This is a genomic window from Cupriavidus sp. SZY C1, from assembly GCF_032190535.1.
Lineage (GTDB): Bacteria > Pseudomonadota > Gammaproteobacteria > Burkholderiales > Burkholderiaceae > Cupriavidus > Cupriavidus pauculus_C.
Genome location: NZ_JAUANU010000006.1, coordinates 239,697 through 265,938, shown reverse-complemented (window position 1 = coordinate 265,938; position 26,242 = coordinate 239,697). Strand labels below are relative to the sequence as shown.

Annotated in this window: 18 protein-coding genes; 4 read left to right on the top strand and 14 right to left on the bottom strand. The window is 68.9% G+C overall.

The features are described from left to right. Window positions 1–2: 2 nt before the first annotated feature. From QTN24_RS12390 to QTN24_RS12380, 3 genes are read right to left on the bottom strand one after another with little or no spacing between them, the layout of a single operon-like run. Entirely contained in the window at window positions 3–1,487 is a 1,485-nt protein-coding gene (locus tag QTN24_RS12390; protein ID WP_313837391.1) for an efflux transporter outer membrane subunit, read from the bottom strand. A gap of 2 nt (window positions 1,488–1,489) precedes the next feature. Continuing rightward, window positions 1,490–4,645, bottom strand: a complete 3,156-nt coding sequence (locus tag QTN24_RS12385) for an efflux RND transporter permease subunit (protein WP_313837390.1) — start codon at window positions 4,643–4,645, stop codon at window positions 1,490–1,492. A 53-nt stretch (window positions 4,646–4,698) separates the two neighbouring features. Then, complete coding sequence (locus tag QTN24_RS12380; RefSeq protein ID WP_313837389.1) at window positions 4,699–5,952, bottom strand: efflux RND transporter periplasmic adaptor subunit; 1,254 nt, start codon at window positions 5,950–5,952, stop codon at window positions 4,699–4,701. 432 nt (window positions 5,953–6,384) lie between these two features. Here QTN24_RS12380 and QTN24_RS12375 point away from each other — a divergent pair, with 432 nt between their 5' ends. Continuing rightward, window positions 6,385–7,095 (top strand): TetR family transcriptional regulator, encoded by a 711-nt coding sequence (locus QTN24_RS12375; protein ID WP_124682822.1) that lies wholly within the window; start codon window positions 6,385–6,387, stop codon window positions 7,093–7,095. Between the two features lie 10 nt (window positions 7,096–7,105). On the opposite strand, the gene QTN24_RS12370 is transcribed toward QTN24_RS12375, so the two are convergent. Continuing rightward, the gene (locus QTN24_RS12370; protein WP_172966094.1) at window positions 7,106–8,197 is read right to left on the bottom strand and encodes an ABC transporter substrate-binding protein; all 1,092 of its coding nucleotides are present in this window, start codon (window positions 8,195–8,197) and stop codon (window positions 7,106–7,108) included. Between the two features lie 233 nt (window positions 8,198–8,430). Here QTN24_RS12370 and QTN24_RS12365 point away from each other — a divergent pair, with 233 nt between their 5' ends. Continuing rightward, complete coding sequence (locus QTN24_RS12365; protein WP_124682823.1) at window positions 8,431–9,114, top strand: response regulator; 684 nt, start codon at window positions 8,431–8,433, stop codon at window positions 9,112–9,114. Between the two features lie 4 nt (window positions 9,115–9,118). After that, complete coding sequence (locus QTN24_RS12360; protein WP_313837387.1) at window positions 9,119–10,594, top strand: sensor histidine kinase N-terminal domain-containing protein; 1,476 nt, start codon at window positions 9,119–9,121, stop codon at window positions 10,592–10,594. Between the two features lie 339 nt (window positions 10,595–10,933). Here QTN24_RS12360 and QTN24_RS12355 read toward each other — a convergent pair whose 3' ends face one another. The 7 genes from QTN24_RS12355 to QTN24_RS12325 form a co-directional block, all read right to left on the bottom strand. After that, a complete protein-coding gene (locus tag QTN24_RS12355; protein WP_313837386.1) occupies window positions 10,934–11,782 on the bottom strand; it encodes a ChaN family lipoprotein in 849 nt (282 codons plus the stop codon). Beyond that, window positions 11,779–12,141: a DUF2149 domain-containing protein gene (locus QTN24_RS12350; RefSeq protein WP_313837385.1), complete on the bottom strand. Its 363-nt coding sequence runs from the start codon at window positions 12,139–12,141 to the stop codon at window positions 11,779–11,781. Before QTN24_RS12350 ends, QTN24_RS12355 begins: the two co-directional genes overlap by 4 nt. Beyond that, window positions 12,138–12,647, bottom strand: a complete 510-nt coding sequence (locus tag QTN24_RS12345) for a MotA/TolQ/ExbB proton channel family protein (RefSeq protein ID WP_253699989.1) — start codon at window positions 12,645–12,647, stop codon at window positions 12,138–12,140. Before QTN24_RS12345 ends, QTN24_RS12350 begins: the two co-directional genes overlap by 4 nt. A gap of 202 nt (window positions 12,648–12,849) precedes the next feature. After that, window positions 12,850–16,047, bottom strand: coding sequence for an efflux RND transporter permease subunit (locus QTN24_RS12340; RefSeq protein ID WP_313837384.1), 3,198 nt, complete (start codon window positions 16,045–16,047; stop codon window positions 12,850–12,852). 4 nt (window positions 16,048–16,051) lie between these two features. Beyond that, window positions 16,052–17,299, bottom strand: a complete 1,248-nt coding sequence (locus tag QTN24_RS12335) for an efflux RND transporter periplasmic adaptor subunit (protein ID WP_313837383.1) — start codon at window positions 17,297–17,299, stop codon at window positions 16,052–16,054. A gap of 239 nt (window positions 17,300–17,538) precedes the next feature. After that, window positions 17,539–18,198: an MOSC domain-containing protein gene (locus QTN24_RS12330; RefSeq protein ID WP_313837381.1), complete on the bottom strand. Its 660-nt coding sequence runs from the start codon at window positions 18,196–18,198 to the stop codon at window positions 17,539–17,541. A 252-nt stretch (window positions 18,199–18,450) separates the two neighbouring features. Next, window positions 18,451–19,464, bottom strand: coding sequence for a D-2-hydroxyacid dehydrogenase family protein (locus tag QTN24_RS12325; RefSeq protein ID WP_124682830.1), 1,014 nt, complete (start codon window positions 19,462–19,464; stop codon window positions 18,451–18,453). Window positions 19,465–19,981: 517 nt separating this feature from the next. Here QTN24_RS12325 and QTN24_RS12320 point away from each other — a divergent pair. Continuing rightward, the gene (locus tag QTN24_RS12320) at window positions 19,982–21,835 is read left to right on the top strand and encodes a phosphoenolpyruvate carboxykinase (GTP) (RefSeq protein ID WP_313837378.1); all 1,854 of its coding nucleotides are present in this window, start codon (window positions 19,982–19,984) and stop codon (window positions 21,833–21,835) included. 501 nt (window positions 21,836–22,336) lie between these two features. Here QTN24_RS12320 and QTN24_RS12315 read toward each other — a convergent pair. Genes QTN24_RS12315 through QTN24_RS12305 form a run of 3 tightly spaced genes read right to left on the bottom strand, consistent with a single transcriptional unit; the run spans window position 22,337 to window position 25,960 of the window. Continuing rightward, a complete protein-coding gene (locus tag QTN24_RS12315; RefSeq protein WP_313837377.1) occupies window positions 22,337–24,256 on the bottom strand; it encodes a TRAP transporter large permease subunit in 1,920 nt (639 codons plus the stop codon). After that, on the bottom strand, window positions 24,253–24,876 hold the full coding sequence (locus tag QTN24_RS12310; RefSeq protein WP_124682833.1) for a TRAP transporter small permease subunit: 624 nt from the start codon (window positions 24,874–24,876) through the stop codon (window positions 24,253–24,255). The genes QTN24_RS12315 and QTN24_RS12310 overlap by 4 nt, the downstream gene beginning before the upstream one ends. A gap of 37 nt (window positions 24,877–24,913) precedes the next feature. Next, entirely contained in the window at window positions 24,914–25,960 is a 1,047-nt protein-coding gene (locus tag QTN24_RS12305) for a TRAP transporter substrate-binding protein (protein ID WP_313837466.1), read from the bottom strand. Window positions 25,961–26,242 lie beyond the last annotated feature (282 nt).

Below are 26,242 nucleotides of genomic sequence, written 5' to 3'. Positions count from 1 at the left end.
GATTACTGCGTGGTCGTCGCCGTCGGGGCCGGCTGCGGGGCCGCCTGGGCCACCGCGCCGGTTTCGTTCAGGCCGCCGCCGAGCGCGCGGTACAGGTCGATCGCGTTGGTCAGCCGAAGCTGCCGCGCCTGCACCAGCGCCTGTTCGGCCGAGAACAGCTGGCGCTGGGCGTCCAGTTCGTCCAGGTAGCTCGCCACGCCGCTGCGGAAGCGCAGCCGCGACAGCTCGTAGCGCGCGGCCTCGGCGTTGCGCTGCTGCTCCTGGCCGGCCACCTGTTCCTCCAGCGTGCCGCGTGCCACCAGCGCGTCGGCCACCTCGGAAAACGCGGTCTGGATCGTCTTCTCGTAGTTGGCCACCTGGATGTTCTTGCGCACGTTGGCCAGGTCCAGGTTCGACAGGTTGCGGCCATAGTCGAAGATCGGCAGCACCAGTTGCGGCGAGAACGACCACACGCCCGCTCCGTTGTCGAACAGGTTCGTGAACGACGTGCTGATGTTGCCCGCATTGGCCGTCATCGTGATGCGCGGGAAGAACGCCGCGCGCGCCGCGCCAATGTTGGCGTTGGCCGACAGCAGCGCCTGCTCGGCCTGGCGGATGTCCGGACGCTGCGTCAGCAGATCCGAGGGCAGGCCCTCGGGGATGTCGCTGATGATGCGCTCGTCAGACAGCCGCATCGGCGCAGGCAGGTTCGGAATCTCGGCGATGGGCTTGCCCACCAGCACTTCCAGCGCGTTCTGCGCCTGCGCGCGCTGACGCGCGAGCTGGGCGGCGGACACGCGGGCCTGGGCCACCAGCGACTCGTTGTCGCGCAGGTCCAGCGCCGACGTGGCGCCGGCATCGAAGCGCTTCTTGGCCAGTTCGAACGTGCTCTGGCGCGCCTCCAGCGTCTCGCGCGCCAGGTCGTACTGCTCGGCGGCGGCCCGCTCGGCCAGGTACGCCTTGGCCACCTCGGACACCAGCGAGATGTACGCGGCGCGGTGCGCCTCCTCGGTGGAGAAGTACTGCGCCAGCGCGGCGTTCGACAGGCTGCGCACGCGGCCGAAGAAGTCCAGCTCCCACTGCGTCACCGACAGGCCCACCTGGTAGATGTTGCCCGTGAACGACTGGTTCACGCCCGACGTGGCGCCCGAGAACCGCCCGCGCTGGAAGCTCGCGTTGCCGTTCACCGTCGGCAGCAGGTCGGCGCGCTGGATCTGGTACTGCGCGCGCGCTTCCTCGATCCGCAGCGCGGCCGTGCGCAGGTCGCGGTTGTTTTCCAGCGACGTTGCGATCAGCGTCTGCAGCCGCGGGTCGGTAAAGAACTCGCGCCAGCCGATATCGGCGGCCCGGCGCGTCTCGCCGCTCTTCACCTCGGCCGTGGCGTAGCCGTCCGGCGCGGCCGGGTAGCTGCCGGCCACGGGGGCGGCGGGGCGGTCGTAGCGCGGCGCCAGCGTGCAGCCGCTCATCACCCCGGCCACCAGCAGCAATGTGGTCAAAGTCTTGGTCATGGTCAGATTTCCTTCTGGCTGCTTTCCAGGCGCGCTTGTTCGCGTTCCTGCTGGGCCTTGCTGCCCTTGAAGCGGCTGCGCACCACCACGAAGAACACCGGCACCAGGAAGATCGCCAGCACCGTGGCCGTGATCATGCCGCCCATCACGCCGGTACCGATGGCGCGCTGGCTGCCCGAGCCCGCGCCGGTGGAGATGGCCAGCGGCAGCACGCCCAGGATGAACGCCATCGACGTCATCAGGATCGGGCGGAACCGCAGGTGCACCGCTTCCAGCGTGGCGTCGATCAGGCTGCGGCCCTGCGCCTGCAGGTCCTTGGCGAACTCGACGATCAGGATGGCGTTCTTGGCCGACAGGCCGATCGTGGCGATCAGGCCCACCTTGAAGTACACGTCGTTGGGCATGCCGCGCAGCGTCACGCCCAGCAGCGCGCCGATCACGCCCAGCGGCACCACCAGCAGCACCGACACCGGGATGGACCAGCTCTCGTAGAGCGCGGCCAGGCACAGGAACACGATGATCAGCGACAGCGTGTAGAGGATCGGCTCCTGCGAGCCGGCCAGGCGCTCTTCATACGACTGGCCCGACCACTCGAAGCCAAACCCCGGCGGCAGCTTGGCGAAGTTTTCCTCCATCACGCGCATCGCCTCGCCCGTGGACTTGCCCGGCGCGGCCTGGCCGGCCAGCTTCACGGCCGGCATGCCGTTGTAGCGCTCCAGGCGCGGCGAGCCCATGATCCACTGCGACGTCGAGAACGCCGAGAACGCCACCATGTCGCCGTTGCCGTTGCGCACGCGCAGCTTGCCCAGGTCGTCGGGCAGCAGGCGGTCCTGGCCTTCGGCCTGCACGATCACGCGGCGCACGCGGCCTTCGTAGATGAAGTCGTTCACGTACGACGAGCCAAAGGCGATCGACAGCGTCTGGTTGATCTCGGCCACCGATACGCCCAGCGCGCGGGCCTTCTCGCGGTCGATGTCGATGCGCAGCTGCGGCGCGTCTTCCTGGCCTTCCGGCCGCACGCCAACCAGCGCCTGCGACTGCGCGGCCATGCCGAGCATCATGTTGCGCGCCTCCATCAGCTTCGCGTGGCCCTGGCCGGTACGGTCCTGCAGGCGGAAGTCGAAGCCCGACGAGTTGCCCAGCTCGGCAATGGCCGGCGGGTTCAGCGGGAAGATGATGGCGTCCTTGATGAACGACAGCGTGCCGAAGGCGCGGCCCACCAGCGCCTGCGCGGTCTGGTCCTCGCCCGGACGTTCCTTCCAGTCCTTCAGGCGCACGAACGCGATACCGCCGTTCTGGCCACGGCCGAAGAACGAGAAGCCGGCCACCGTGATCATCTGGTCCACCACCTTCGATTCCTTCTGCAGGTAGTAGTCCTCGATCTGCTTGAGCACGCCGATGGTGCGCTCCTGCGTGGCGCCGGTCGGCAGCTGCACGACCGTGATCATGTAGCCCTGGTCCTCGTCGGGCAGGAACGACGACGGCAGGCGCTGGAACAGCACCACCACGCCGCCGATGATCAGCGCGTAGATGATCAGGTAGCGGCCCGAGCGCTTGAGGATGCGCGCCACGATGCCCTGGTAGCCCGTGGATGCCGTGGCGAACGTGCGGTTGAACCAGCCGAAGAAGCCCTTCTTCTCGTGGTGGTGGCCGGCTTCCACCGGCTTGAGCAGCGTGGCGCACAGCGCCGGCGTCAGCGTCAGCGCCAGCAGCGCCGAGAACGCCATCGACGAGATCAGCGACAGCGAGAACTGGCGGTAGATATTGCCCACCGAGCCCGAGAAGAACGCCATCGGGATGAACACGGCCGTCAGCACCAGCGTGATGCCGATGATGGCGCCCGTGATCTGGCCCATGGCCTTGCGGGTGGCCTGGCGGGGCGACAGCCCTTCCTCGCTCATGATCCGCTCGACGTTCTCGACCACCACGATGGCGTCATCCACGAGGATACCGATCGCCAGCACCATGCCGAACATCGTCAGCACGTTGATCGAGAAGCCGAACGCCAGCATGGCGCCGAACGTGCCCAGCAGCGCCACCGGCACCACCAGCGTCGGGATCAGCGTGGCCCGGAAGTTCTGCAGGAACAGGTACATCACCAGGAACACCAGCACCACGGCTTCCAGCAGCGTCTTGACCACTTCCTCGATCGAGATCTTCACGAAGGCCGAGGTGTCGTACGGCACGCTGTACTCGTAGTCGGGCGGGAAGAAGCGCGACAGCTCTTCCATCTTGGCGCGTACCGCCTCGGCCGTGGCCAGCGCGTTGCCCGTGGGCGACAGCTTGATGGCGATGGCCGACGCCGGCTTGCCGTTGATGCGGGCCAGCGTCGAGTAGTCGGCGCCGCCCAGTTCCACACGGCCCACGTCCTTGATGCGCACCGACGAGCCGTCCGGGTTCACGCGCAGCAGGATGTTGGCGAACTGCTCCGGCGTGTTCAGCCGGCTTTCGGTGCTGACCGTCGCGTTCAGTTCCGTGCCGCGCGGCGACGGCGTGCCGCCCAGTTCACCCACGGCCACCTGGATGTTCTGTTCCTCGACGGCGGCGGTCACGTCCAGCGGCGTCAGGTTGTAGCCCGTCAGCTTGGCCGGATCCAGCCAGATCCGCATCGCGTACTCGGTGCCGAACAGGTCGGCGGCGCCCACGCCTGGCACGCGGCGGACGGAGTCCACCACCTGCGCCGAGACGAAGTTGCCCAGCTCGATCGCGTCGGACTTGCCCGACTTCGACGAGACCGTGATGAACATCATGTAGTTGTTGCCGGCCTTGTCGACCCGCACCCCCTGCTGGCGCACTTCGGCCGGCAGGCGCGCTTCCACGCGCTTGAGGCGGTTCTGCACCTCGACGGAGTTCAGGTCGGCGTTGGAGCCCGGCGCGAACGAGATGTTGATCGTGGCCAGCCCCGACGACTCGCTCTGCGACTCGTAGTAGAGCAGGTTCGGTGCGCCGTTGAGCTCCTGCTCGATCGGCGTGACCACCGAGTCCTCGATCGTCTTGGCCGACGCGCCCGGGTAGGTGGTGGTCACCGTGATGATCGGCGGCGCGATATTGGGGTACTGCGCGATCGGCAATTGCGTGATCGCCAGCATCCCGCCCAGCACGATGATCAGCGCGAGCACCCACGCGAACACCGGCCGGTCGATGAAAAACTTCGCCATGAATCTGGCTCCCTAAACGGATTCTCTGCGGATTCTCTGGATGGCTCGCCGCCTCAGCCCTGCTTGGCCGGGGTGGCCTGGCCGGCCTTGGCGTCCTTGCCAGCGGCGGGCTGCGCGCCCTGCGCGGCGGCGCCCGATGCCGGCGCGGCTTCCGCCGTCTTGGGCGCCTGGAACGGCACGGCCTTGGCCGGCGCACCGGGGCGCACCTTCTGCAGGCCCTCCACGATCACCTTCTCGCCACCCTTCAGGCCCTCGGTCACGACCCAGCGGTCGCCGATGGCCTGCGGGGCCTTGACCGGCACGGCGGCCACGTTGCCGTCGGCGCCCACCACCATCACGCTGGCGCCCTGGGCGCTGCGGATCAGCGCGCGCTGCGGCACGGTCAGGGCGGCTTCGTCGATGCCCTGCTCGATCTTCACGCGCACGAAGGTGCCGGACAGCAGTTCACGCTTCGGATTCGGGAATTCGGCCCGCAGCGTGATGGCGCCGGTGGTCGGGTCCACGGTCATGTCGGTGAACAGCAGCTTGCCGGTGGCGCTGTATTCCTTGTCGCCGGCTTCCGGGAACAGGTGCACCCTGGCGCCGCCGTTCACGCCCTTGACCTTGCCGGACTCGATGGCGGCCCGCAGGCGCGCCACTTCCGACGCCGGCTGGGTGAACGTGACCCAGATCGGATCGACCTGCTCGACGGTGGCCAGCTTGGTCGCCTCGCCCTTGCCCACCAGTGCGCCTTCCGTCACCAGCGCGCGGCCCACGCGGCCCGAGATGGGCGCAGTGACCGTGGTGTAGCCCAGGTTGATCTGGGCCGTGGTCACGGCCGCCTTGGCGGCGGCGATGTCGGCATTGGCCTGGCCGGCAGCGGCCACGGCATCGTCGTATTCCTGCTTGCTGACCGCGTTCACGGCCACCAGCGGCTTGTAGCGCTCGGCCTTCTGGCGGGCCGAGACCGCGTTGGCCTCCGCGCGTTCCAGCTGGGCCTTGGCCGATGCAAGCTGGGCCTGGTACGGGGCCGGGTCGATGCGGAACAGCACCTGGCCGGCCTTGACCTCGCCGCCTTCGGTGTAGTTGCGCGACAGCACGATGCCTTCCACGCGCGCGCGCACTTCGGCCGTGCGCACGCCTTCCAGGCGGCCCGGCAATTCGTTGACGACGGCGACGGCGGACGGTGTGACGGTAACCACGCCCACTTCCGGCGGCGGCGGGGCGCCACCTTCGGTGGCCTTCTTGCCGCAGGCGGACAGCGCCACGGCAACGGCGATGGCGGCGGCAGCAACGGCTACGCCACGGACTGGTTGGGACTTCCTCATCGATAACCCCGTGATGGCAATTTGAGATCTGCCGCGCCGCTCCCGGCATGGCGCAGGAAGCAGTTGCGCCCCGGGGGCGGGGCGCGGCGGCTAAAAAGTGAAGTTTGAGTCAGACGGAATCGGCGGCGGGACTGGCGGGTCACCTGCACCCGCGAAAAAACGGCTTGGCCGAACTCCGGACAAGCGCGTAGTATAGATACATTCGCGCATGTATGTAAGTCCCGCTTACGAAATTAGCGGTGCCCGCAACACATGGCACCTGTTGTGTGCATTGGAATGTTCGGCCGCCGTGAGCACGATTGTTCCATTCACGGTACGATGCGGCCCGCCGCAACCATCGGGCGACTTGCAAGGCCAAAGCCCCTGGCCGCGACATCCGCGCAAGGGGTCAGAAGACCCGGACGGCAAGCCCTAGTCCTGGGAAAAGAGGAAATGGTCAGACGTACCAAGGAAGAAGCGCTAGAGACGCGCAACCGGATTCTTGACGCGGCGGAAGCCGTGTTCCACGCCCGCGGCGTGGCGCGCCCGTCGCTGGCGGACATCGCCGAGGCGGCCGGCGTCACGCGCGGCGCCATCTACTGGCACTTCAAGAACAAGAGCGACGTGTTCGCGGCCATGTGCGACCGCGTGAACCTGCCCGTCGAGGCGCTCTGCGCGCCCGAGCGGCTGGCCCTGCAGGAAGACCCGCTGGGCGGCATCCGCGACATCTGCGCGTTCGTGTTCCGCCAGACCGTGACCAATCCGCAATGGCGCCGGGTGTTCGAGATCATCTTCCACAAGTGCGAGATGGTGGAGGACAACGGCGCGATCTTCGAGCGCCAGCGCCAATCCCACCAGGAAGGCACGGTCAAGATGCGCGAGCACCTGCGCCTGGCGATGGAGCGTGGCCAGCTACCCGCCGACCTGGACCTAGAACTGGCCGTCAACGCGTTCCATGCCGCCATTGGCGGCGTGCTGGCCCACTGGCTGTTTTCCCCGACCGATTTCGAACTGAGCCGCGAGGCCGAGCGCCTGGCGGACGCCTTTGTCGACACGCTGCGCCTGTCTCCCGCGCTGCGCCTTGGCTATGTGCCGCGCCCGATGGCGCCGCTGGACGCCGAGATGGCCGCGCTCTGCGAGCGGCCGCAGACCGTCGTCGCCTGATTCCCCCGCTTCAGCCTTTCAGCGCCTCGCGCCAGCGCGCGAGGAAGGCCCGCTTGCGCAGCGCATCCTGCGCGGCCAGCAGCCCCGGCCCGACGCTGATCGGCTTGAGCGCGTAGCCCAGCCGCTCGGCCAGTGCGTTGGCGGTGTGCTGGCTGTCGGTGTCGGTGCGGATGGTGTAGAGCTGCGACGTCGACCGGCTCAACAGCGCCTGGCCTTCGCGCGACAGCAGGTAGTCCAGCCATAGCCGCGCCGCGTGCGGGCGCGGGGCGCGCCGGGCGATGAACGCCACGCGCGACATCACCAGCGTGTAGTCGCGCGGCGCAATCACGCCGATGCCGGCGCCGCGCTCCATCAGCGACAGCGCGTACGACCCCAGCAGGTTGTAGCCGAGCACCAGTTCGCCGCTGGCGATCTGCTCGATCATGTCGGCCGTCGACGCCGACAGCCGCACCCCCGCCCGCCCCAGCGCCTGCGCCAGATACCAGAATTCGCTGCCCATGCGCGCGTCCTGCTGCGCCAGCAGGTAGCCCACGCCCGAGCGCTCCACGTCGTACGTCACCACCTTGCCGCGCCATTGCTGCACGTGTTCCTGCAGCAGCCGCGCCAGCCCGCTGCGGCTGCCGGGCACGTGCGCACCCGCGAAATGCTGGCGGTTGTAGACGATCACGGCCGGCTCGAACGTGGTGCCCCACGCCTCGTCGCGCCACACCGCCCAGCCGGGCAGCCCCCGGCGCTCGGGCGACTCGTAGCGCTGCGCGTGGCCGTCGTTGACGAGCTTGATTTGCAGGTCCATCGCCGTGCTCCACAGCACGTCGGCATACGCCGCGTCGCGGGCCGGCCGGCCGTCGCCCAGGCGCGCGGTCTCCGCCAGATAGCGCTCATGCAGATCCAGCGTATTCAGATCCTGATACTGGACCCGCACGCCCGGAAAGCGCGCCTGGAAGCCGTCGATCAGCGGCTGCACCGCCTCCAGGTCGGTCGATGCATAGACCGACACGGCGCCTTCCTGCTGCGCCCGTGCGATGGTCTCCGCGTAGTCGCCCGGATACCCGGCCGGCACGCGCGGCGCCGGCTGGGCGCCCGCGGGCAGGCCCAGCGCCATGGCCCCGCCCGCCAGCAGCAGATGGCGGCGCGTGGCGCGGAAGGCGTCGGGGTCGGCGGATTCGGCGGAAGGGGGCAGGCTCGGCGGCACGGGAATCGGAGGCGGGCGGACCGCTGGCGATGACGCGGCGGCCCGCGGACACCTGGGGGGCAGGGCGGAGGTATTATAGGCGCCCGCGGGGGCCCCGGAGCGGCCCCGCGCGACACGACGAGAGCGGGCAGAGGAGGTCCGGCATGCGCATCCTGCTGGTGGAAGACGAGGTGGAACTGGCCCGCTGGGTGGCCCGCGCGCTGGAGCAGGGCGGCTTTGTCATCGAGCACGTGGCCGACGGCCTGCAGGCCGAAGCCCGCCTGATGGCCGAGGAGTACGACGCCGTGGTGCTGGATCTGCGCCTGCCCGGCAAGGACGGCCTGGCGGTGCTCAAGTCGATGCGCGGCCGCGACGACCGCACGCCCGTGCTGATCCTGACCGCGCAGGACACGCTCGACGAGCGCGTGCGCGGCCTGAACCTGGGCGCCGACGACTACCTGCCCAAGCCGTTCGCCATCGCCGAACTGGAAGCCCGCATCCTGGCGCTGATTCGCCGCAGCCGGGGCCGCGCGCACCCGCGCCTGCAATGCGGCACGCTGGTCTTCGATGGCGAGACGCGCAGCTTCACGCTGGGCGGCGCGCCGCTGTCGCTCACGCCGCGCGAATCGACGCTGCTGGGCGCCCTGCTGGCCCGCAGCGGCCAGCCGCTGACCAAGGCGCAGTTGCTGGACAAGGTGTTCTCGCTCGACGCCGACGTCAGCCCCGACGCCATCGAGGTGCTGGTCTACCGCCTGCGCAAGAAGCTGAGCGGGCACGGCGTCACCATCGTCACGCTGCGCGGCTTCGGCTACCTGCTGGAACCGGAAGCCCCCGACGCCGGGGCCTGACGCCATGTGGCCGCGCCACCTGCGCCCGCGTGCGCGCCTGCCCGTGCGCCAGTGGCTGCGCGGCAGCCTGCGCCGGCAGTTGCTGATCCTGCTGGTACCGGCGCTGGCGCTGATGATGGCGGCCGACACGTGGTTCACCTACGGCACGCTGCGCGACGCCGCCAACACCGCCTACGACCGCTCGCTCTACGGCTCGGTGCGGGCCATCGACAACGCCATCGGCATGGCCGGCGAAAGCGTGCAGCTCACGCTGCCCGACGCCGCCATGGAAATGTTCGAGACCGCCGCGCAGACCCACGTGTTCTACCGCGTGTCGATGGAGCGCGGCGGCAGCGTCGAGACCGTGACCGGCTACGACGACCTGCCGCTGCCCCGGGGCGCGCTGGCCAACAACGTGCCGCGCTTCTACGACGCCACCTATCACGGCGACGCCGTGCGCATCGCCGCGCTGGCGCGGCCGATCTACCGCCCCGACGCCAACATGCGCGTCATCATCCAGGTGGCCGAAACCGCCGAGCCGCGCGCCGCGCTGATCGGCAACGTCTGGCGCAGCGCGTTGCTGCGCGACATCGCGCTGATCACGCTGTCGGCGCTGATCCTGGTGGGCGGCATCACCTACGTGCTCAAGCCGCTGCAACGGGTACGCGACGACGTGCGCGCGCGGTCGCCCGAGGATTTGACGCCGCTGCGGTTCGACATCGTGCCGGTGGAGGTGCGCCCGCTGGTTGACGCCGTGAACCTGCACGTGTCGCGCTCCGAGGCGATGGCGCAGTCGCAGGCCCAGTTCATCGCCGACGCCGCGCACCAGCTCCGCACGCCGCTGGCCATCCTCAAGACCCAGGCGGAATTCGCCCAGCGGCAACTTCAACTGCCGCACGACGCCCCGGCACGCGCGGCGGCATCCGAGGCGGTGGGCGGCATCGTCACCCAGCTCGAACAGGCGGCCCGGCTGACCAACCAGCTACTGGCGCTGGCCCGCGTGCGCCAGCCCGCGCGCGACGCCGCGGCGTCCGAGGAAGTGGCCGGCATTATCGACGCGGTGACGGTGGCCGAACAGGTGGCGCTGGACTACCTGCCGCAGGCACGTGGCAAGCAGCAGGACTTCGGCTGGGAACGCCCGGCCGGCCTGACCCTGCCCGTGCGCGCCGACGCCGCGCTGCTGCGCGAGGCGCTGGCCAACCTGGTCCACAACGCCATCCAGTACTCGGGCCGCGGCAGCCGCATCACGCTATCCGCCGCCCGCCGCGACGGCCACGCGCTGCTGACCGTGGAGGACGATGGCCCCGGCATCCCACAAAACGAGCGCGAGAAGGTGTTCGCCCGCTTCTACCGCCGCGTGGAAAACACCGAACCGGGCTCCGGCCTGGGCCTGGCCATCACCCGCGAAATGGCCGCCCGCTTCGGCGGCAAGGTCACGCTGCGCGACGCGACACAGGGCAAGGGGCTGAGGGCGGAACTGGATTTCCTGCTGGCGGAGTAGGGCAGCGCCGCACGGCACCGCCAGCCGTCATGCTCCGCTTTCCCGCCTGCGGGAGAGAGGTTGGGGGAGAGGGCCAGCGGTTCAAATTGCGAGACCCGTCGGCAAGCAGATCCTCAACGCCCTCACCCCCGGCCCCTCTCCCATTGCATGGGAGAGGGGAGAAAAACTGGCGCGCAGTGGCAGACCAAACCACGACTCACCGCCCGCCGTCCTGCTCCCCTCTCCCGCCTGCGGGAGAGGGGTTGGGGGTGAGGGCCAGCGGTTCAAAATGCGAGACCCGTCGGCAAGCAGACCCTCAGAGGGGAGAGGAACTGGCGAGGTGGCAGAACGGACCACGCACTACCGCGCCATCGGTTTTCCCATCACCGCGTCCTTGCACGGGTCCTCGCGTTGCTTGGCGGGTACGCGCACGACGGTGTCGAAGCCGGTGGCGGGCGAATCGGGTTCCAGGTAGCCGATGCTCAGCACGCCGTTGCCGGTATCGGGCAGCCAGCGGGGCACGCCGATGTCGCGGCGGACGTGGCCGTTGCCGGCGATCAGTACGGCGCCGCGGCTGGCGTAGGGACGCAGGGTCTGGGCCATGACGGCGTCGCGCGCGGCCTGGGCGTCGAGCATGCCGGGCAGCATCGCCTTGGGGAAATGGCCGCAGTGGCCGGCGTCGAGCGCGGCGGTCTGGGCGGCGGCGATGTCCGCCGGCAGCGCGCGGTCCAGGCCCAGCGCCGTCTGCTGGTCGCGGGCGAAGACGTCGCCCATGCCGCCGCGCACGATGCGCGACGCGTCGGCGCGCGACAGATTCGCGGCCAGCAGCGGCAGGTCGTATTGCAGCGCCAGCGCCACCACGGGCCGGTACAGCGTCCAGTCCCAGCCGCTCTTGCCGCCGGCCGCCTGGGCGATCAGGTAGTCGGCGTCGCGCGGCCGTTCGCGGCGGGCACGATCGATGTCGGGCTGGCGTTCGCGGTCGAACTGTTCCATCGCGATGGCCGGGCGCCAGCCGGCCGCCACCGCGCGCGTCAGCGCCTGCAGCCGCTGCTGCTGCCCGTCCGCGTTGTCGTGGACCTCGCCCAGCAGCACATAGGACTTGCCGGCGAACTGCCGGCTGGCGGCATCGGGCGACGGCTGCGTCGAGGCGCAGCCGGCCACCATTACCAGCGCCGCCACGGCGGCCGGGACGTTCAGGAATCGCATCATGGCCGCGCGGCCTCCGGTTGCGACGGCGCGCGGTCGGCGCCGCCTGTCTGGGTCACTTCGGGCACGTAGACTATCGACCCGTCCTTCATCCGATAGGCCACGCCCGCCTTGATGCCGTCGCCGGCGCCCGCCTGGCCGCTGGCCTGGTAGCGCACGATCTTCTCGCCCTGGCGCGACACGATTTCCATGTTCGGCTTGCCCGGGTTCGAAATCACGGTCACGTCCTGGTGCAGGAACGGGTTCAGCGGGTTCTGCGCCACGGTCACCAGCAGCGCGGCGATCACCACCAGGAACACGTCGATCAGGTTCACCACCGACAGGATCGGGTCGTCGGCCTCGCTTTCGTCCAGGAACTTCATGCCTCGGGCTCCCACTGCGGCGGCGTCTGGCCCAGCCACACCAGTTCCTCGGCCAGCCAGCGCCGGCGCACGTTGACCACCCAGAACGTGATGCTGGCCGCGATCAGCGCCAAAATCACCGCCGAGAACGCGATGGTCAGGTTCTCGCCGACATTGGCCAGGTTGCCACCCGACAGGCTCTTGAGCGCCGGCCCCATCGGAATCATCGTCGCGACCAGCCCCAGCATCGGCGCCACGCGCGTGGCGATGCGCGGGCGTTCCAGCAGCTTGTGCGCGGTCACGTCCAGCGCGTCGGGGTGGGTCACCTTGTGGCGCCGCGCCCAGGCCACCAGCGGGTAGCCGCGCCCGGTGCCAATCGCATGGCGGCTGCGCAGCCACGCCTGCATCGCAAAGTCGCCCAGGGCCCAGAAGGCGTAGAGGAACAGCAGGCCGATCAGCACCAGCGTGGGGTACAGGAAAAGCTGGCCCACGTCATACATCAGGGATTCGAGCAGGGAAGGGGTCATGATCGAAAGACGGCGCTAAATATCCATATGATGGATGGACGATGATCAATCAGATCCATCGACATTCATGCTGATGATAGCGACGACCGTGCAACGCGCGCGGTCGTCCGGCCAGCCAAGATAGCACCGGCAGCACGGCCGCGGCGGGCCAGGTGAGGGAAAAGGCGCGGCAGGCCGGGCGGCGGTCGCCCGGCCGCGCCGCTCAGTGCACGGGTTCCGCGCGGGCCTCGTCGGCCAGCGGGTTGCCTTCGGCGTCGATCTGCAGCGGGCCGCTGCCCGAGTAGCGGTCCAGCGCCAGGTAGATCACCGGCGTGATGAACAGCGTGATGACCTGCGAGAACAGCAGGCCGCCCACCACGGCCAGGCCCAGCGGCTGGCGCAGCTCGGCGCCGGCACCCAGGCCCAGCGCCAGCGGCAGGGCGCCCATCACGGCCGCGAAGGTGGTCATCATGATCGGCCGGAAGCGCAGCAGGCAGGCCTGGCGGATGGCGCGGGCCGGCGCCATGCCTTGCTGGCGCTGCGCGGCCAGCGCGAAGTCGATCATCATGATGGCGTTCTTCTTGACGATGCCGATCAGCATCAGCACTCCGATGGTGGCAATCAGCGACAGCTCGACGTTGAACAGGAACAGCGTCAGCAGCGCGCCGATGGCCGCCGACGGCAGCCCGGCCAGGATGGTCAGTGGGTGGATGTAGCTCTCGTAGAGCACGCCCAGCAGCGTGTAGATCACCGCGATGGCCGCGATCAGCAGCACCACCTGCGTGGCCTGCGACGACTGGAACACGGCTGCGTCGCCGCCCCAGCTCGTGAAGATCGACGCCGGCATGTCGATTTCCTGCCGGTAGCGGTCCATCAGCTTCGACGCATCGCCCAGCGGCGCGCCCGGTGCCAGGTTGAACGACACCGTGACCGACGGCAACTGCCCCTGGTGGTTCACGGCAATCGGGCCCACGCGGCGCTCGGTGGTGGCGAATGCCGACACCGGCACCATCTGCCCGGTCTTGCTGCGCACGTAGAGCTTGGAGAACGCGGTCTCGTCCACGCGGTCGACGTCGGCGGCGGTCAGGATCACGTAGTAGTTGTCGATGGGCGTGTAGATCGTCGACACCTGCCGCTCGCCGAATGCCGTGTACAGCGCGGCGCGCACGTCCTGCATCTGCACGCCCATGGCGTTGGCCTTGTCGCGGTCGATGGTGAGCTGCGCCTCCAGGCCCGACTGCTGCGAATCGCTGGTCACGTCGCGGAAGATGGGCTCGGCGCGCATCTTGGCCATCAGCTTGTCGCTGTACTCCTGCAACTGGCCCGCCTTCACGCTCTGCAGCGTGTACTGGTAGCGGCTCTTGCTCTGCCGGCCGCCCAGCCGCAGGTTCTGCACCGGCGAGAAATAGACCTGCAGCCCCGGCACGCCGGCCACGTCCTTGCGCAGCGATTCCACCACCTGCGGCATCTTGGGGCGCTGGCCCAGCGGCTTGAGCTCGACGAACATCCGGCCCGTGTTGATGGCCGGCGAACTGCCGCCGCCAATCGACGCCACCACGCTCTTCACGGCCGGATTCGCGCGGATGCGCTCGGCCGCGTCGCGCAGGCGATCCGACATGGCATCGAACGAGATGTCCTGCGGCCCCTCGGCGTTGACCTGGATCTGGCCGATGTCTTCCTCGGGGAAGAAGCCCTTGGGGATCTTGACGAACAGCACGGCCGTCAGCACGAACGTCAGCCCGGCCACGCCCAGCACCACGCGCCGGTGCGCCAGGCACCAGTCCAGCCCGCGCGCGTAGCGGTGCAGCGTCCACTCGAACAGGTCTTCGAACCACTGCGTGGCGCGCAGGCCGATGGTCTGCTTCTGCGGCGCGTGGTGGGCCGGCGCGCCGTGGGCGTGGTCGCCGTAGGCGTGCTGCGATTCGTCGACGGGCACGTTCTCGGCCGACAGGAAGCGCGCGCAGAGCATGGGGATCAGCGTCAGCGACACCAGCGCCGACACCAGGATCGACAGCGACACCACGGCCGCGAACTCGTGGAACAGCAGCCCGATCACGCCCGGCATGAAGAAGATGGGGATGAACACGGCCACCAGCGAGATCGAGATCGACAGGATCGTGAAGCCCATCTCGCGCGAGCCCACCAGCGCGGCCTTCAGCGGCGGCACGCCTTCCTCGATGTGGCGCACGATGTTTTCCAGCATCACGATGGCGTCGTCCACCACCAGCCCCACGGCCAGCGTGATAGCCAGCAGCGACACGTTGTCCAGGCTGTAGCCGAACGCCTTCATCAGCGCCACGGTGCCGATCAGCGAGATGGGCAGCGACACCGTCGGGATCAGCGTGGCCGCCGCGCGGCGCAGGAACAGGAAGATCACCATCACCACCAGCGCCACGGTCAGCGCCAGCGTGAACTGCACGTCGTGGATCGATTCGCGGATCGAGTTCGAGCGGTCGTTCACCACGCTCACGTTGACCGACCCCGGCATCTGCTGGACCAGCCGGGGCAGGGCGGCCTTGATCGCGTCCACCACGGCCACGGTGTTGGCGTCGGGCTGGCGCAGCACGGCCAGCACGATCGAGCGCTCGTTGTTGAGCCAGCTGCCGGTCTTGATCGTCTCGACGCTGTCTTCCACCTCGGCCACGTCCGACAGCCGCACCACGGCGCCGCTGGGCTGGCTGGCGACGATGATGTTGCGGAACGCGTCGGCGTTGGTCATCTGGCGGTTGGCCTGGATGGTCAGCGTCTGGCGCGCGCCGTCGAGCGTGCCCACCGGCGTGTTGGCGTTGGCGCGGTTCAGCGCCGTGGCCAGCTCGTCCAGCGTCATGCCGCGCGCGGCCAGCGCGTCCGGGTGGGCGCGCACCCGCACCGAAAAGCGCTTCTGGCCGAAGATCTGCACCTGCGCCACGCCGGGCAGCGTAGCCAGCGTGGGCGAGATCAGGTTGTCGCCAAACGCGTTGAGTTCGCCCAGGCTCATCGACGGCGAGTTGATCGCCAGCAGGATCACCGGCGCATCGGCCGGGTTCACCTTCCGGTACGACGGCGGCACCGTCATCTCGATGGGCAGCGAGCGCTGGGCGCGGAACAGGGCCGCCTGCACGTCGACGGCCGCGTCATCGATGTCGCGGTCGCTGTTGAACTCGATCGTGATGCTGGAATTGCCAAGCGTGTTCGACGAGCTGATCACGGTCACGCCCGGGATCGTCGCGAACTGCTTCTCAAGCTGCGTGGCGACCGACGCCGCCATGGTCTCGGGGCTGGCCCCGGGCAGCGTGGCCGTGACCTGGATCACCGGTGAGTTGAAGCTGGGCAGCGCGGCGATCGGGATCGTCGGATACAGCACGATGCCCGTGACGATGACGGCCAGGCACAGCAGCACCGTCATGACGGGCCGGCGGATACAAAGCTCGGAAAGCGACATGGCCTCAGTGTCCGCCGTTGCCCACGCCCACGGCGGCGGGCGGTGCCGATGCGGCGCGCGGCTTGGCCTCGCGCACGAGGCTGCCCGGCCGCAGGTTCTGCGCGCCTTCGGTCACCACGCGCGCGCCGGGCTGCACGCCCTCGACCACGGCGGCGGCGGCCGTCGACACCAGCACCTTGACCGGCACGCGCGCCACCTTGCTGTCGGCGCCCACGGTGTAGACAAAGCGGCCCTCGGGGCCGGTCACCACGGCCTGCGGCGGCACGCTCAGCGCGTTCTTCAGCACCTGCACCGTGGCGTTCACGTTGGCGTAGGTGCCCGGCCACAGCCGCTGTTCCTCGTTCGGGAACATGGCCTTGACGCGGATGCTGCCGTACTGCGGGTCGACGGTGTTGTCGACGAACGTGATCTTGCCGGTCACCGGCGCCGGGTTGCCGTCGTTGGGCTGGGCGGTCACGGTGACCGGGCCGGCCTGCAGCGCCTCGCGCAGCGCGGCAAGCTGGCGCTCGGGCAGCGTGAACATGACCGTGATCGGCGCGATCTGGGCGATGGTGACCATCGCTGTCGTGGTGGTGGTGTTGGTCGGCGTGACCAGCGAGCCCGGGAACACGTTGATGACGCCGGTGCGCCCGCCGATCGTCGCGCGGATCTGGCCGTAGCTGATGGCTATCTGGCTGGCCTCGATGGCGGCCTGGTCGGCGCGGATGGTGGCTTCGAAGCCGTCGACCTTGGCCTGCGCGGTGTCCACGGCGCTGCGCGAGATGAAATTGCGTTGCAGCAGTTCCTGGCTGCGGGCCAGCGTGCGGCGGGCATCGGCCAGGTCGGCCTGGTCCCGCATCAGCTGGGCGCGCGCCTTGGCCAGGTTGGCCTCGTCCATGCGGGTGTCCAGCGTGAACAGCAGGTCGCCGGGCTTGACGGACTGGCCTTCCTTGATATGGACGGTACGCACGGTGCTGGATACCTGCGGGCGCACGTCGACGGTCTGCATGGCCGTGACCGTGCCGTTGGCGGTGACCTCGACGGGCACGTCGCCCTGGCGCACCGGCGCGGTAGTCACCGTGGCCACGGCCGGGCCCTTGGGCGCCGGCTTGGCCGCGAACCACGACTTCCAGCCGAACCACGCGGCCATCGCCAGCACCAGCACGACCGCCACGGCGATCCAAGGCGAAGTGCGGCCGCGCCCCGTGGCGGCGGACGCGCTCCAGTTGCCATCGACGAAGCCTTTCGGCCGGTCGATCCCGTCAGTTTTCATGTGAGGACCCTCAAATCCCGCGTGGCGCGCTCCCCCGGTGGCGCCGGCTTCTTGGAGCCGGTTTGCGCCCGCGCAAATTGCTACTAGTACCGCATCGGCCCGGTCAGGCCAAGCGCGCGGTATTACAAGCCATTACAGCTTCGTCGGGGGAAAGGCTGCCCGGACCCGCAGGGGGTCGGTCGAATCGCTTGTATCAGATGTAAAACATTAGCAGAAAAGCGAGACGACTCAACTTGGGACTAACGCGCGGACGCCTGGCGGTGGGCGGACTCGGCCAGGCAGGCAATCGATACGCGGCGCGGGCCGGGGGTGAGGATCATGCTGTCGCCGGCCCGGATCACGCCAGACCGCGCCACGCTCAGGTACACGCCCGAAAAGCCGCTGCGCGCCATGTCGCGCACGGCCTGGGCGTAGCCCATCACCGCGTTGAACTTGCAGCCTGGGCGGCGTGGCGATTTCACCACAAATTCGACCTCGCCGATGCGCAGGCGGTCGCCCACCCACAGCGCGGTCTCCACCAGCCCCTGCGTGGTCAGGTTCTCGCCCATCGCGCCAAAGGCCAGCGGGCGCTCGGCTTCCTCCACGCCGGCCTCGCGGCGGCGCGTGTTCCACCATGTGTAGTGCTCGATCGGATAGGCGTAGACGGCCCGGTTCGGCCCGCCGTGGACGCTGCGGTCCACCTGTTCGTCGCCGGCCAGGCCCAGCCGGTGTACGCCGACGGCGATCGGATGATGAAGCGTGCTCAGCGGGTGCTTGCGGACGGCCGACATCACCACCGCCTCGGTACCGGCACCGGCCACCACCAGCGGCAGCGCGGTGCCCACGTTGACCGCCAGGACACGGCCGGCGGCGGCACCGCCGGCGCCTGCGGGATTGGGACGCGGATCGGATTCGGCCACGGGACGCCCTCCTTGCGTTTGCGGGCCTGCGCGCGATGCACCGGAGGCCCGGATGTCGCACGCTGACTGTTTGCACCGAGTGTACCGGCTCGTCCGCTCGTTTGAGGGCCGCCAATGTGGGCAAACAGACGCACGCCGGCCCGGCGCGCGCCGGGCCTGGGCGGGGAGGGCGGAAGCCGCTCAGCGCGGCAGCGCTGGCAGGACGGGGGGAAGCCGCTCAGCGCGGCAGCGCTGGCAGGAAGGGGGAAGCGCTCAGCGCGGCAGCGCTGGCGTGAGGGCCTTCGGATTGACGATGCTGTCGTGCTTGCCGCCCAGCACGTCCAGGATGTTCTGGAACGCCGTGCGGAAGTACAGCTCGTAGCTGTCGCGCTCCACGTAGCCCAGGTGCGGCGTGCAGATGCAGTTTTCCATGCGCAGCAGCGCGTGGCCCTGCAGGATCGGCTCCGACTCGAACACGTCCACCGCGGCCATGCCCGGGCGGCCCCGGTTCAACGCGGCCACCAGCGCGTTTTCCTCGATCAGCTCGGCGCGGCTCGTGTTGACGAACAGTGCCGTGGGCTTCATGCGCTGCAGGTCGGCCAGCTTGACGATGCCGCGCGTCTCGTCGTTCAGGCGCAGGTGCAGCGACAGCACGTCGCTGTCCGTGAAAAGCTGCTCGACCGATTCGGCCACGTTCAGGCCATCGTCGCGGGCAGCCTGTTGCGACGCCTCGCGGCCCCAGACCAGCACGTTCATGCCGAACGCCCGCCCGTAGCCGGCCAGCAGCTTGCCGATCTTGCCGTAGCCCCAGATCCCCAGCGTCTGGCCGCGCAGCACCTGGCCCAAGCCAAAGTTCGGCGGCATCGTCGTCGACTTCAGCCCCGACTGCTGCCACGCCCCGTGCTTGAGGCTGGCCACGTATTGCGGAATGCGCCGCTGCGCCGCCATGATCAGCGCCCAGGTCAGCTCCGCCGGCGCCACCGGCGAGCCCACGCCCTCCAGCACCACCACGCCGCGGTCGGTGCAGGCGTCCAGGTCCACGTGGTTACCGGCGCGGCCGGTCTGGCTGATGATCTTGAGCTTGGGCAGCTTTTCCAGCAGCTGGCGGGTCACGCGGGTGCGCTCGCGGATCAGGACCAGCGCCTCCACGTCAGACAGCCGCGCGGCCAGCTGGCCCACGCCCTTGACGGTGTTGTTGAAAACCTTGACGTCGTGCCCCTCCAGCAAGGAAAAGCACGGCAGCTTGCGTACGGCGTCCTGGTAATCGTCGAGAACGGCAATCTTCATGAGTGACTCGTTGGGGGCTTGGTGCGCGCGACCACAGAATCAGCGCGCGCCGGACAGTATTGTTAGCTTCCCTGACGCAACAATCGCAGCTGGCAAGCCGCGCGGTCCACGCCGCGCGACACGCACTGCGCGGTGGCGAACGGGCATTCTGACAGGGGAAACAATGCTGCGCAGCAAAAAACAGGGGCCCGGTACAGTGGTATTCTTGCCCGCTTCCCGCAGCGGACAGTGCGGTCGAGCCACGCTCCCGCCCCCTGTTTGCCGCCGGACAATGCCCGACCGGACCCTGGCGCCCGCCAAAAGCGGGCGAAGCGCAACTGTATCGCAGCCGCAGGGACCCCCGCGACCATTTGCGCGGATTTGGTCGTCGCCGAGTTGTAACGGGATGTGACGGTCAGCGAAGCGCATGCGCCACGCCCACTTTGCGGCAGGCCCGCTGCCCGCCTTTCCCCGTGATGCCGGCTGACGCCCCGGCCGGACAGGCCCCGAATTCCTTTTCGCTTTGGAGCATTCAAAAATGAACCACCCCACGATGCAAGGTACACCGGCGCTGAACGTGCCGGCCTGGGTCAAGAACCAGAAACTGGTCGCCTGGGTTGCGGAGATCGCCTCGCTGACCAAGCCGGACCAGATCTACTGGTGCGATGGGTCGCAGGAAGAGTACGACCGGCTGTGCGAGCAGATGGTGGCCGCGGGCACCATGCGCCGCCTGAACCCGGCCAAGCGCAAGAATTCGTTCCTGGCCCTGTCCGACCCGTCCGACGTGGCGCGCGTCGAGGACCGTACCTTCATCTGCACCGAGAAGAAGGAACAGGCCGGCCCGACCAACAACTGGACCGCCCCGGCCGAAATGCGCCAGACGCTGGCCGGCCTGTTCGACGGCTGCATGCGCGGCCGCACGCTCTACGTGGTGCCGTTCTCGATGGGCCCGCTGGGCTCGCCCATCGCGCACATCGGCGTGGAGCTGTCCGATTCGCCGTACGTGGCCGTGAACATGCGGATCATGACGCGCATGGGCCGCGCCGTGTACGACGTGCTGGGCGCAGACGGCGAGTTCGTGCCGTGCGTGCACACCGTGGGCAAGCCGCTGGCCGCCGGCGAGAAGGACGTGCCGTGGCCGTGCAATCCCACCAAGTACATCGTCCACTTCCCCGAATCGCGCGAGATCTGGTCGTTCGGCTCCGGCTACGGCGGCAACGCGCTGCTGGGCAAGAAGTGCTTTGCGCTGCGGATTGCCTCGACCATGGGCCGCGACGAGGGCTGGCTGGCCGAGCACATGCTGATCCTGGGCGTGACCTCGCCCGAGGGCAAGAAGTACCACGTGGCCGCCGCGTTCCCGTCGGCCTGCGGCAAGACCAACTTCGCCATGCTGATCCCGCCCAAGGGCTTCGACGGCTGGAAGGTCACCACGATCGGCGACGACATTGCCTGGATCAAGCCGGGCCAGGACGGCCGCCTGTACGCGATCAACCCCGAGGCCGGCTACTTTGGCGTGGCGCCGGGCACGAGCGAGAAGACCAACTACAACGCCATGGCGACGCTCAAGGAGAACGTCATCTTCACCAACGTGGCGCTGACCGATGACGGCGACGTGTGGTGGGAAGGCATGACCAAGGAAGCCCCGGCGCACCTGATCGACTGGCAGGGCAAGGACTGGACGCCCGAGATCGCGCGAGAGACCGGCGCCAAGGCCGCCCACCCGAACGCCCGCTTCACCGCGCCGGCGTCGCAGTGCCCGTCGATCGACGAGAACTGGGACAACCCCGCCGGCGTGGCCATCGACGCATTCATCTTCGGCGGCCGCCGCAGCACCACGGTGCCGCTGGTGACCGAGGCCCGCAACTGGACCGAAGGCGTCTACATGGCCGCCACCATGGGCTCCGAAACCACCGCCGCGGCCGCCGGCCAGCAGGGCGTGGTGCGCCGCGACCCGTTCGCCATGCTGCCGTTCTGCGGCTACAACATGAGCGACTACTTCGGCCACTGGCTGGCGCTGGGCAAGAAGCTGGAGGCATCGGGCGCCACGCTGCCGAAGTTCTACTGCGTCAACTGGTTCCGCAAGGACGCCGACGGCAACTTCGTGTGGCCGGGCTTTGGCGAGAACATGCGCGTGCTGTCGTGGATGATCGACCGCGTGGAAGGCCGCGGCCAGGGCCAGGAACACGTGTTCGGCACGTCGCCGCGCTACGCCGACCTGAACTGGGACGGCCTGGCCTTCACGGCCGAACAGTTCGACCAGGTCACCTCGATCGACCGCGACGCCTGGCAGCAGGAACTGGCACTGCACGACGAACTGTTCACGCAGCTCCAGCACAACCTGCCGCCCGCCCTGGTGGAAACCAAGGCAGCCCTGGCCAAGCGACTGGGCTGATTCGCTGGGTGGTGGAAGAAACGCCGGACGGCTGGTGGCCGTCCGGCGTTTTTTGTTTGGGTTCGGCGACGACGCTGAGGACTGCGCTGTCTTGGCTCCCCTCTCCAGCGCGCGGGAGAGGGGTTGGGGGAGAGGGCGTCGAGGCTCTGCTTGCCGACTGCATCGCATCTTGCGCCGCCGGCCCTCTCCCCCGGCCCCTCTCCCGCCGTGCGGGAGAGGGGAGAAACCCGCCGGGTATTCACAATGCCGCTGTCTTGGCTCCCCTCTCCCGCCGTGCGGAGAGGGGAGAAACCCACCGGGTATTCACAATGCCGCTGTCTTGGCTCCCCTCTCCCGCTCGCGGGAGAGGGGTTGGGGGAGAGGGCGTCGAGGCTCTGCTTGCCGACCGCATCGCATCTTGCACCGCCAGCCCTCTCCCCCGGCCCCTCTCCCGCCATGCGGGAGAGGGGAGAAACGCGCCGGGTATTCACAATGCCGCTGGCTGGCTTCCTCTCCCCCGGCCTACCGATACAAAACCTGCGGCAGCCACAGCCCGATTTCCGGGAACACGTACAGCAGCGCCAGCGCCACCACCTGGATGGCCATGAACGGCAGCATGCCGGCGAAGATCTGGTTCAGCGTGACGTGGGGCGGGGCCACGCCCTTGAGGTAGAACGCGGCCATTGCCACCGGGGGCGACAGGAAGGCTGTCTGCAGGTTCAGCGCGACCAGCAGGCCGAAGAACAGCGGGTCGATGCCGAAGTTGTCCAGCAGCGGGATGAAGATCGGCATGAAGATGATGATGATCTCGGTCCATTCCAGCGGCCAGCCCAGCAGGAAGATGATGACCTGCGCCAGGATCATGAACTGCACGGGCGTGAGGTCCAGCGACAGCACCCATTCCTCGACCAGCGCCTGGCCGCCCAGCAGCGCGAACGCGGCCGAGAAGATCGACGAGCCGACGAACAGCCAGCACACCATCGCGCTGGTCTTGACCGTCAGGAACACCGAATCGCGCACCACGCCGTAGTTGAGCTGGCCGTACGCGGCCGCCAGCACCGCGCCGCCGAGCGAGCCCACGGCGGCGGCCTCGGTGGGCGTGGCCAGCCCGAACACGATCGAGCCGAGCACGGCCAGGATCATCACCGCCAGCGGAAAGAACGACGACAGCAGCAGCTTGAAGATTTCCAGCCGGGCGAAGTTGAAGAACCAGTAGAACAGCGCCAGCGCGGCGGCCACGACGGCCAGCGTGATCCAGAACCACGCCGGGGCAGGCCGGGACGGCGCATCAGCCGCCGGCGCCGGCACGGCCGTGGCCGGGGCGACGTCCTGCGCGGTGGCGGGCTTGGGCGTCACCGTGGCCGGGTCGGCGTTGAGCGGCGCGGGCGCGTCGCTGTCGGCCGGCGGGGCCTGCAGGTCGTCGAACGATTGCGGCGCGGCCTCGGTGGCGGCGCCCATCTCGACCAGGCCGCCCGACGCCTCCACGGCGCGCGGCGCGGTCACCGCCGCGTACATCAGGCTCATCGCCACGGCCACCACGAACGCGGGCATCAGCACCACGCCCAGCTGGCGCATCAGGTAGCCGGCCGGCACGTCGGCGTTGCGGCGTCCCTTGAAAGCCAGCAGCAGCGCGGGCAGCGCGCGATGGCTGAACTGGTCGTGCAGCGTGGCCGCGAAGCCGGACAGCGGAATGACCCGTTCCTCGCGCGACAGCGGCGGCGCCAGCGACGGCTTGAGCTTGGCGATGATGATCGCGTAGACGATGTAGAGCCCGGCCAGCATCAGCCCCGGGAAAAACGCGCCCGCATAGAGCTGCACGACCGACACGCCGGCCGTGGCGCCGTAGACGATCAGCAGCACCGACGGCGGGATCAGGATGCCCAGGCAGCCGCCGGCGGTGACCGCCCCGGCCGACAGCTGCGGGCTGTAGCCGGCGCGCAGCATCGCCGGGAATGCCAGCAGCCCCATCAGCGTCACCACGGCGCCGACGATGCCGGTGGCCGTGGCAAACACCGCGCAGGTAATCAGCGTGGCCACCGCCAGCGACCCCGGCAGCCACGCCAGCGCCAGGTGCAGGCTGCGGAACAGCTTTTCGATCAGGTTGGCGCGCTCGACCAGGTAGCCCATGAACACGAACAGCGGCACCGAAATCAGCACGTCGTTGGTCATGACCGCATAGGCGCGCTGGACCATCAGGTCCAGCGTCTGCTCCACGGCGATGGCGGGGTTGGCGTGGCGGTACGCCAGCCACGCGAACAGCACGCCCATGCCCATCAGCGTGAATGCCGTGGGAAAGCCGAGCATGATCGCCACCACGATCAGCGCCAGCATCAGCAGGCCCAGGTGGCCGTTGGTCCAGTCCGCCGGGGACGGCATCAGGAAGATCACGGCGCCGACGATCAGCACCATCAGCGTCACGCCGAACCACAGTTCCTTTCTCATTGCGCGCGCTCCTCCACCTTGGGCACCGCGGCCGGCGCCACGCCGTGGGCAGCGTCCTGGCCCACCATCTGCTTGAGCTTGTCGACGTCCACCTCCTCGACGTCGTCCTCGCGCCGGGGCCAGTGGCCCGTGGACACGCACATCACGCAGCGCGCCACCTCGGCCACGCCCTGCAGCAGCAGCAGCGCGCCGGCAATCGGGATGACGGCCTTGAACGGGTAGATCGGCGGCCCGTCGGCGGCAATCGACGAGTGCTCGTTCTGCGCCAGCGACACCTCGAAGAAGTCGATGCCCGCCCAGGCCAGCGCGATCACGCCGGGGAAGAAGAACACCAGGTACAGCACCAGGTCGATGGTGGCCTGCGCGCGCGGCGCCAGGAAGCCGTAGAGGATGTCGCCGCGCACGTGGCCGCGCTTGGCCAGCGTGTAGGCGCCGCCCAGCATGAACAGCGCGCCGTAGAGCATGTTGCTGGCGTCGAACACCCAGGCGTGCGGCGTGCCCAGCGCGTAGCGCGAGAACACCTCGTAGCTGATCATCAGCGTCAGGCCGACGATCAGCCACGAGGCCGCCTGTCCCACGACCGTGCTGATCCGGTCGATACCCAGCAGCAGCTTTTGCATGCGGTGCTCCGTCAGGCGCGCAGGCGTGGCGGCCCCATCAGCCGCGTTTGGTCGAGAAGTAGTACGAGGCGGCCATCCGGTAGTCGACGTTGGTGTCGTTCTGCCAGCGCGTGCTGCGCTGGGCAAACGCCTTCATCGAGTCGTTGACCTTCTTGAACATCGGGTTCTCTTTTTCCTTGCGCGCGACGATCTCGTCCCAGATCTTCAACTGCGCCTGGAGCACCGAGTTGGGCGTGGCATAGAACTTCACGCCCTGTTCCTGCAGCGCCTGGTAGTCCTTCGCGTACCGGTCGATGGCCTTCATCGACATCTCGGCCGAGCTGGCGTCCACGGCATTGGCGATCAGCGCGCGCAGCTTGGGCGACAGCGCCTCGTAGCGCTTGCGGTTGAACAGGATCTCGAACTGCTCCGAGCACTGGTGGAAGCTGCGCAGCATGCAGACCTTGGAGACGTCCTGGAAGCCCAGCGCGCGGTCCGAGCTGGCGTTGTTGAACTCGGCGGCGTCCAGCAGCCCGCGGTCCATCGCCGGCACGATCTCGGCGCCCGGCAGCGCGTTCACCGCGGCGCCCAGCCCGGTGAAGATGTCGATCGACAGCCCGACCGTGCGGAATTTCAGCCCCTTGAAGTCCTCGGGCTTGGTGATCGGCTTCTTGAACCAGCCCAGCGGCTGCGTGGGCATCGGCCCGTACAGGAACGACACCACGTCCAGGTTCAGGCTCTTGTAGATCTCCTGCTGCAGTTCCTTGCCGCCGCCGTACTTGTGCCAGGCCAGCAGCATGTTCGGGTCCATGCCCCAGGCCGGGCCAGAGCCCCAGAGCGCCAGCGCCGAGTTCTTGCCGTACCAGTAGGCAATCACGCCGTGGCCGCCGTCGAGCGTGCCCTTGCTGACCGCGTCGATCAGGTCGAACGCCTTGACCACGGCGCCGGCCGGCAGCAGCTCGATCTTGATCTCGCCGCCCGACATGTCGTTGACCTTCTTGACGAAGTCGCCGGCGAACTCGTGGAAGATGTCCTTGGTCGGCCACGTGCTCTGCCAGCGCATGGTGACCGGCCCCTGGGCCTTGACGATGGCCGGGAAGCCCATCGTGGCCGCGCCGGCCGCCGCCGCGGTGGCGCCGCCGATGAAGCCGCGCCGCGAAACCTTCTCACCGGCACCGCCGGTGCCATCCTTGCGCCTTGCTGCCATGACCGTCTCCCCTTTCGTGTTGGACGAACCGACGAACGACAACTGCACACCCGCCCCCCCGGGCGCGCCGGCCATGGGGGCCGGTGCCGCCGGAAGCGGGACAAAGGCAATAGGAAGGTTTCGGTGCGGGGGCTCGATGCGCCGTGGTCGGGGCGGCGTGCCGCGCGGCGGCCGGCATGG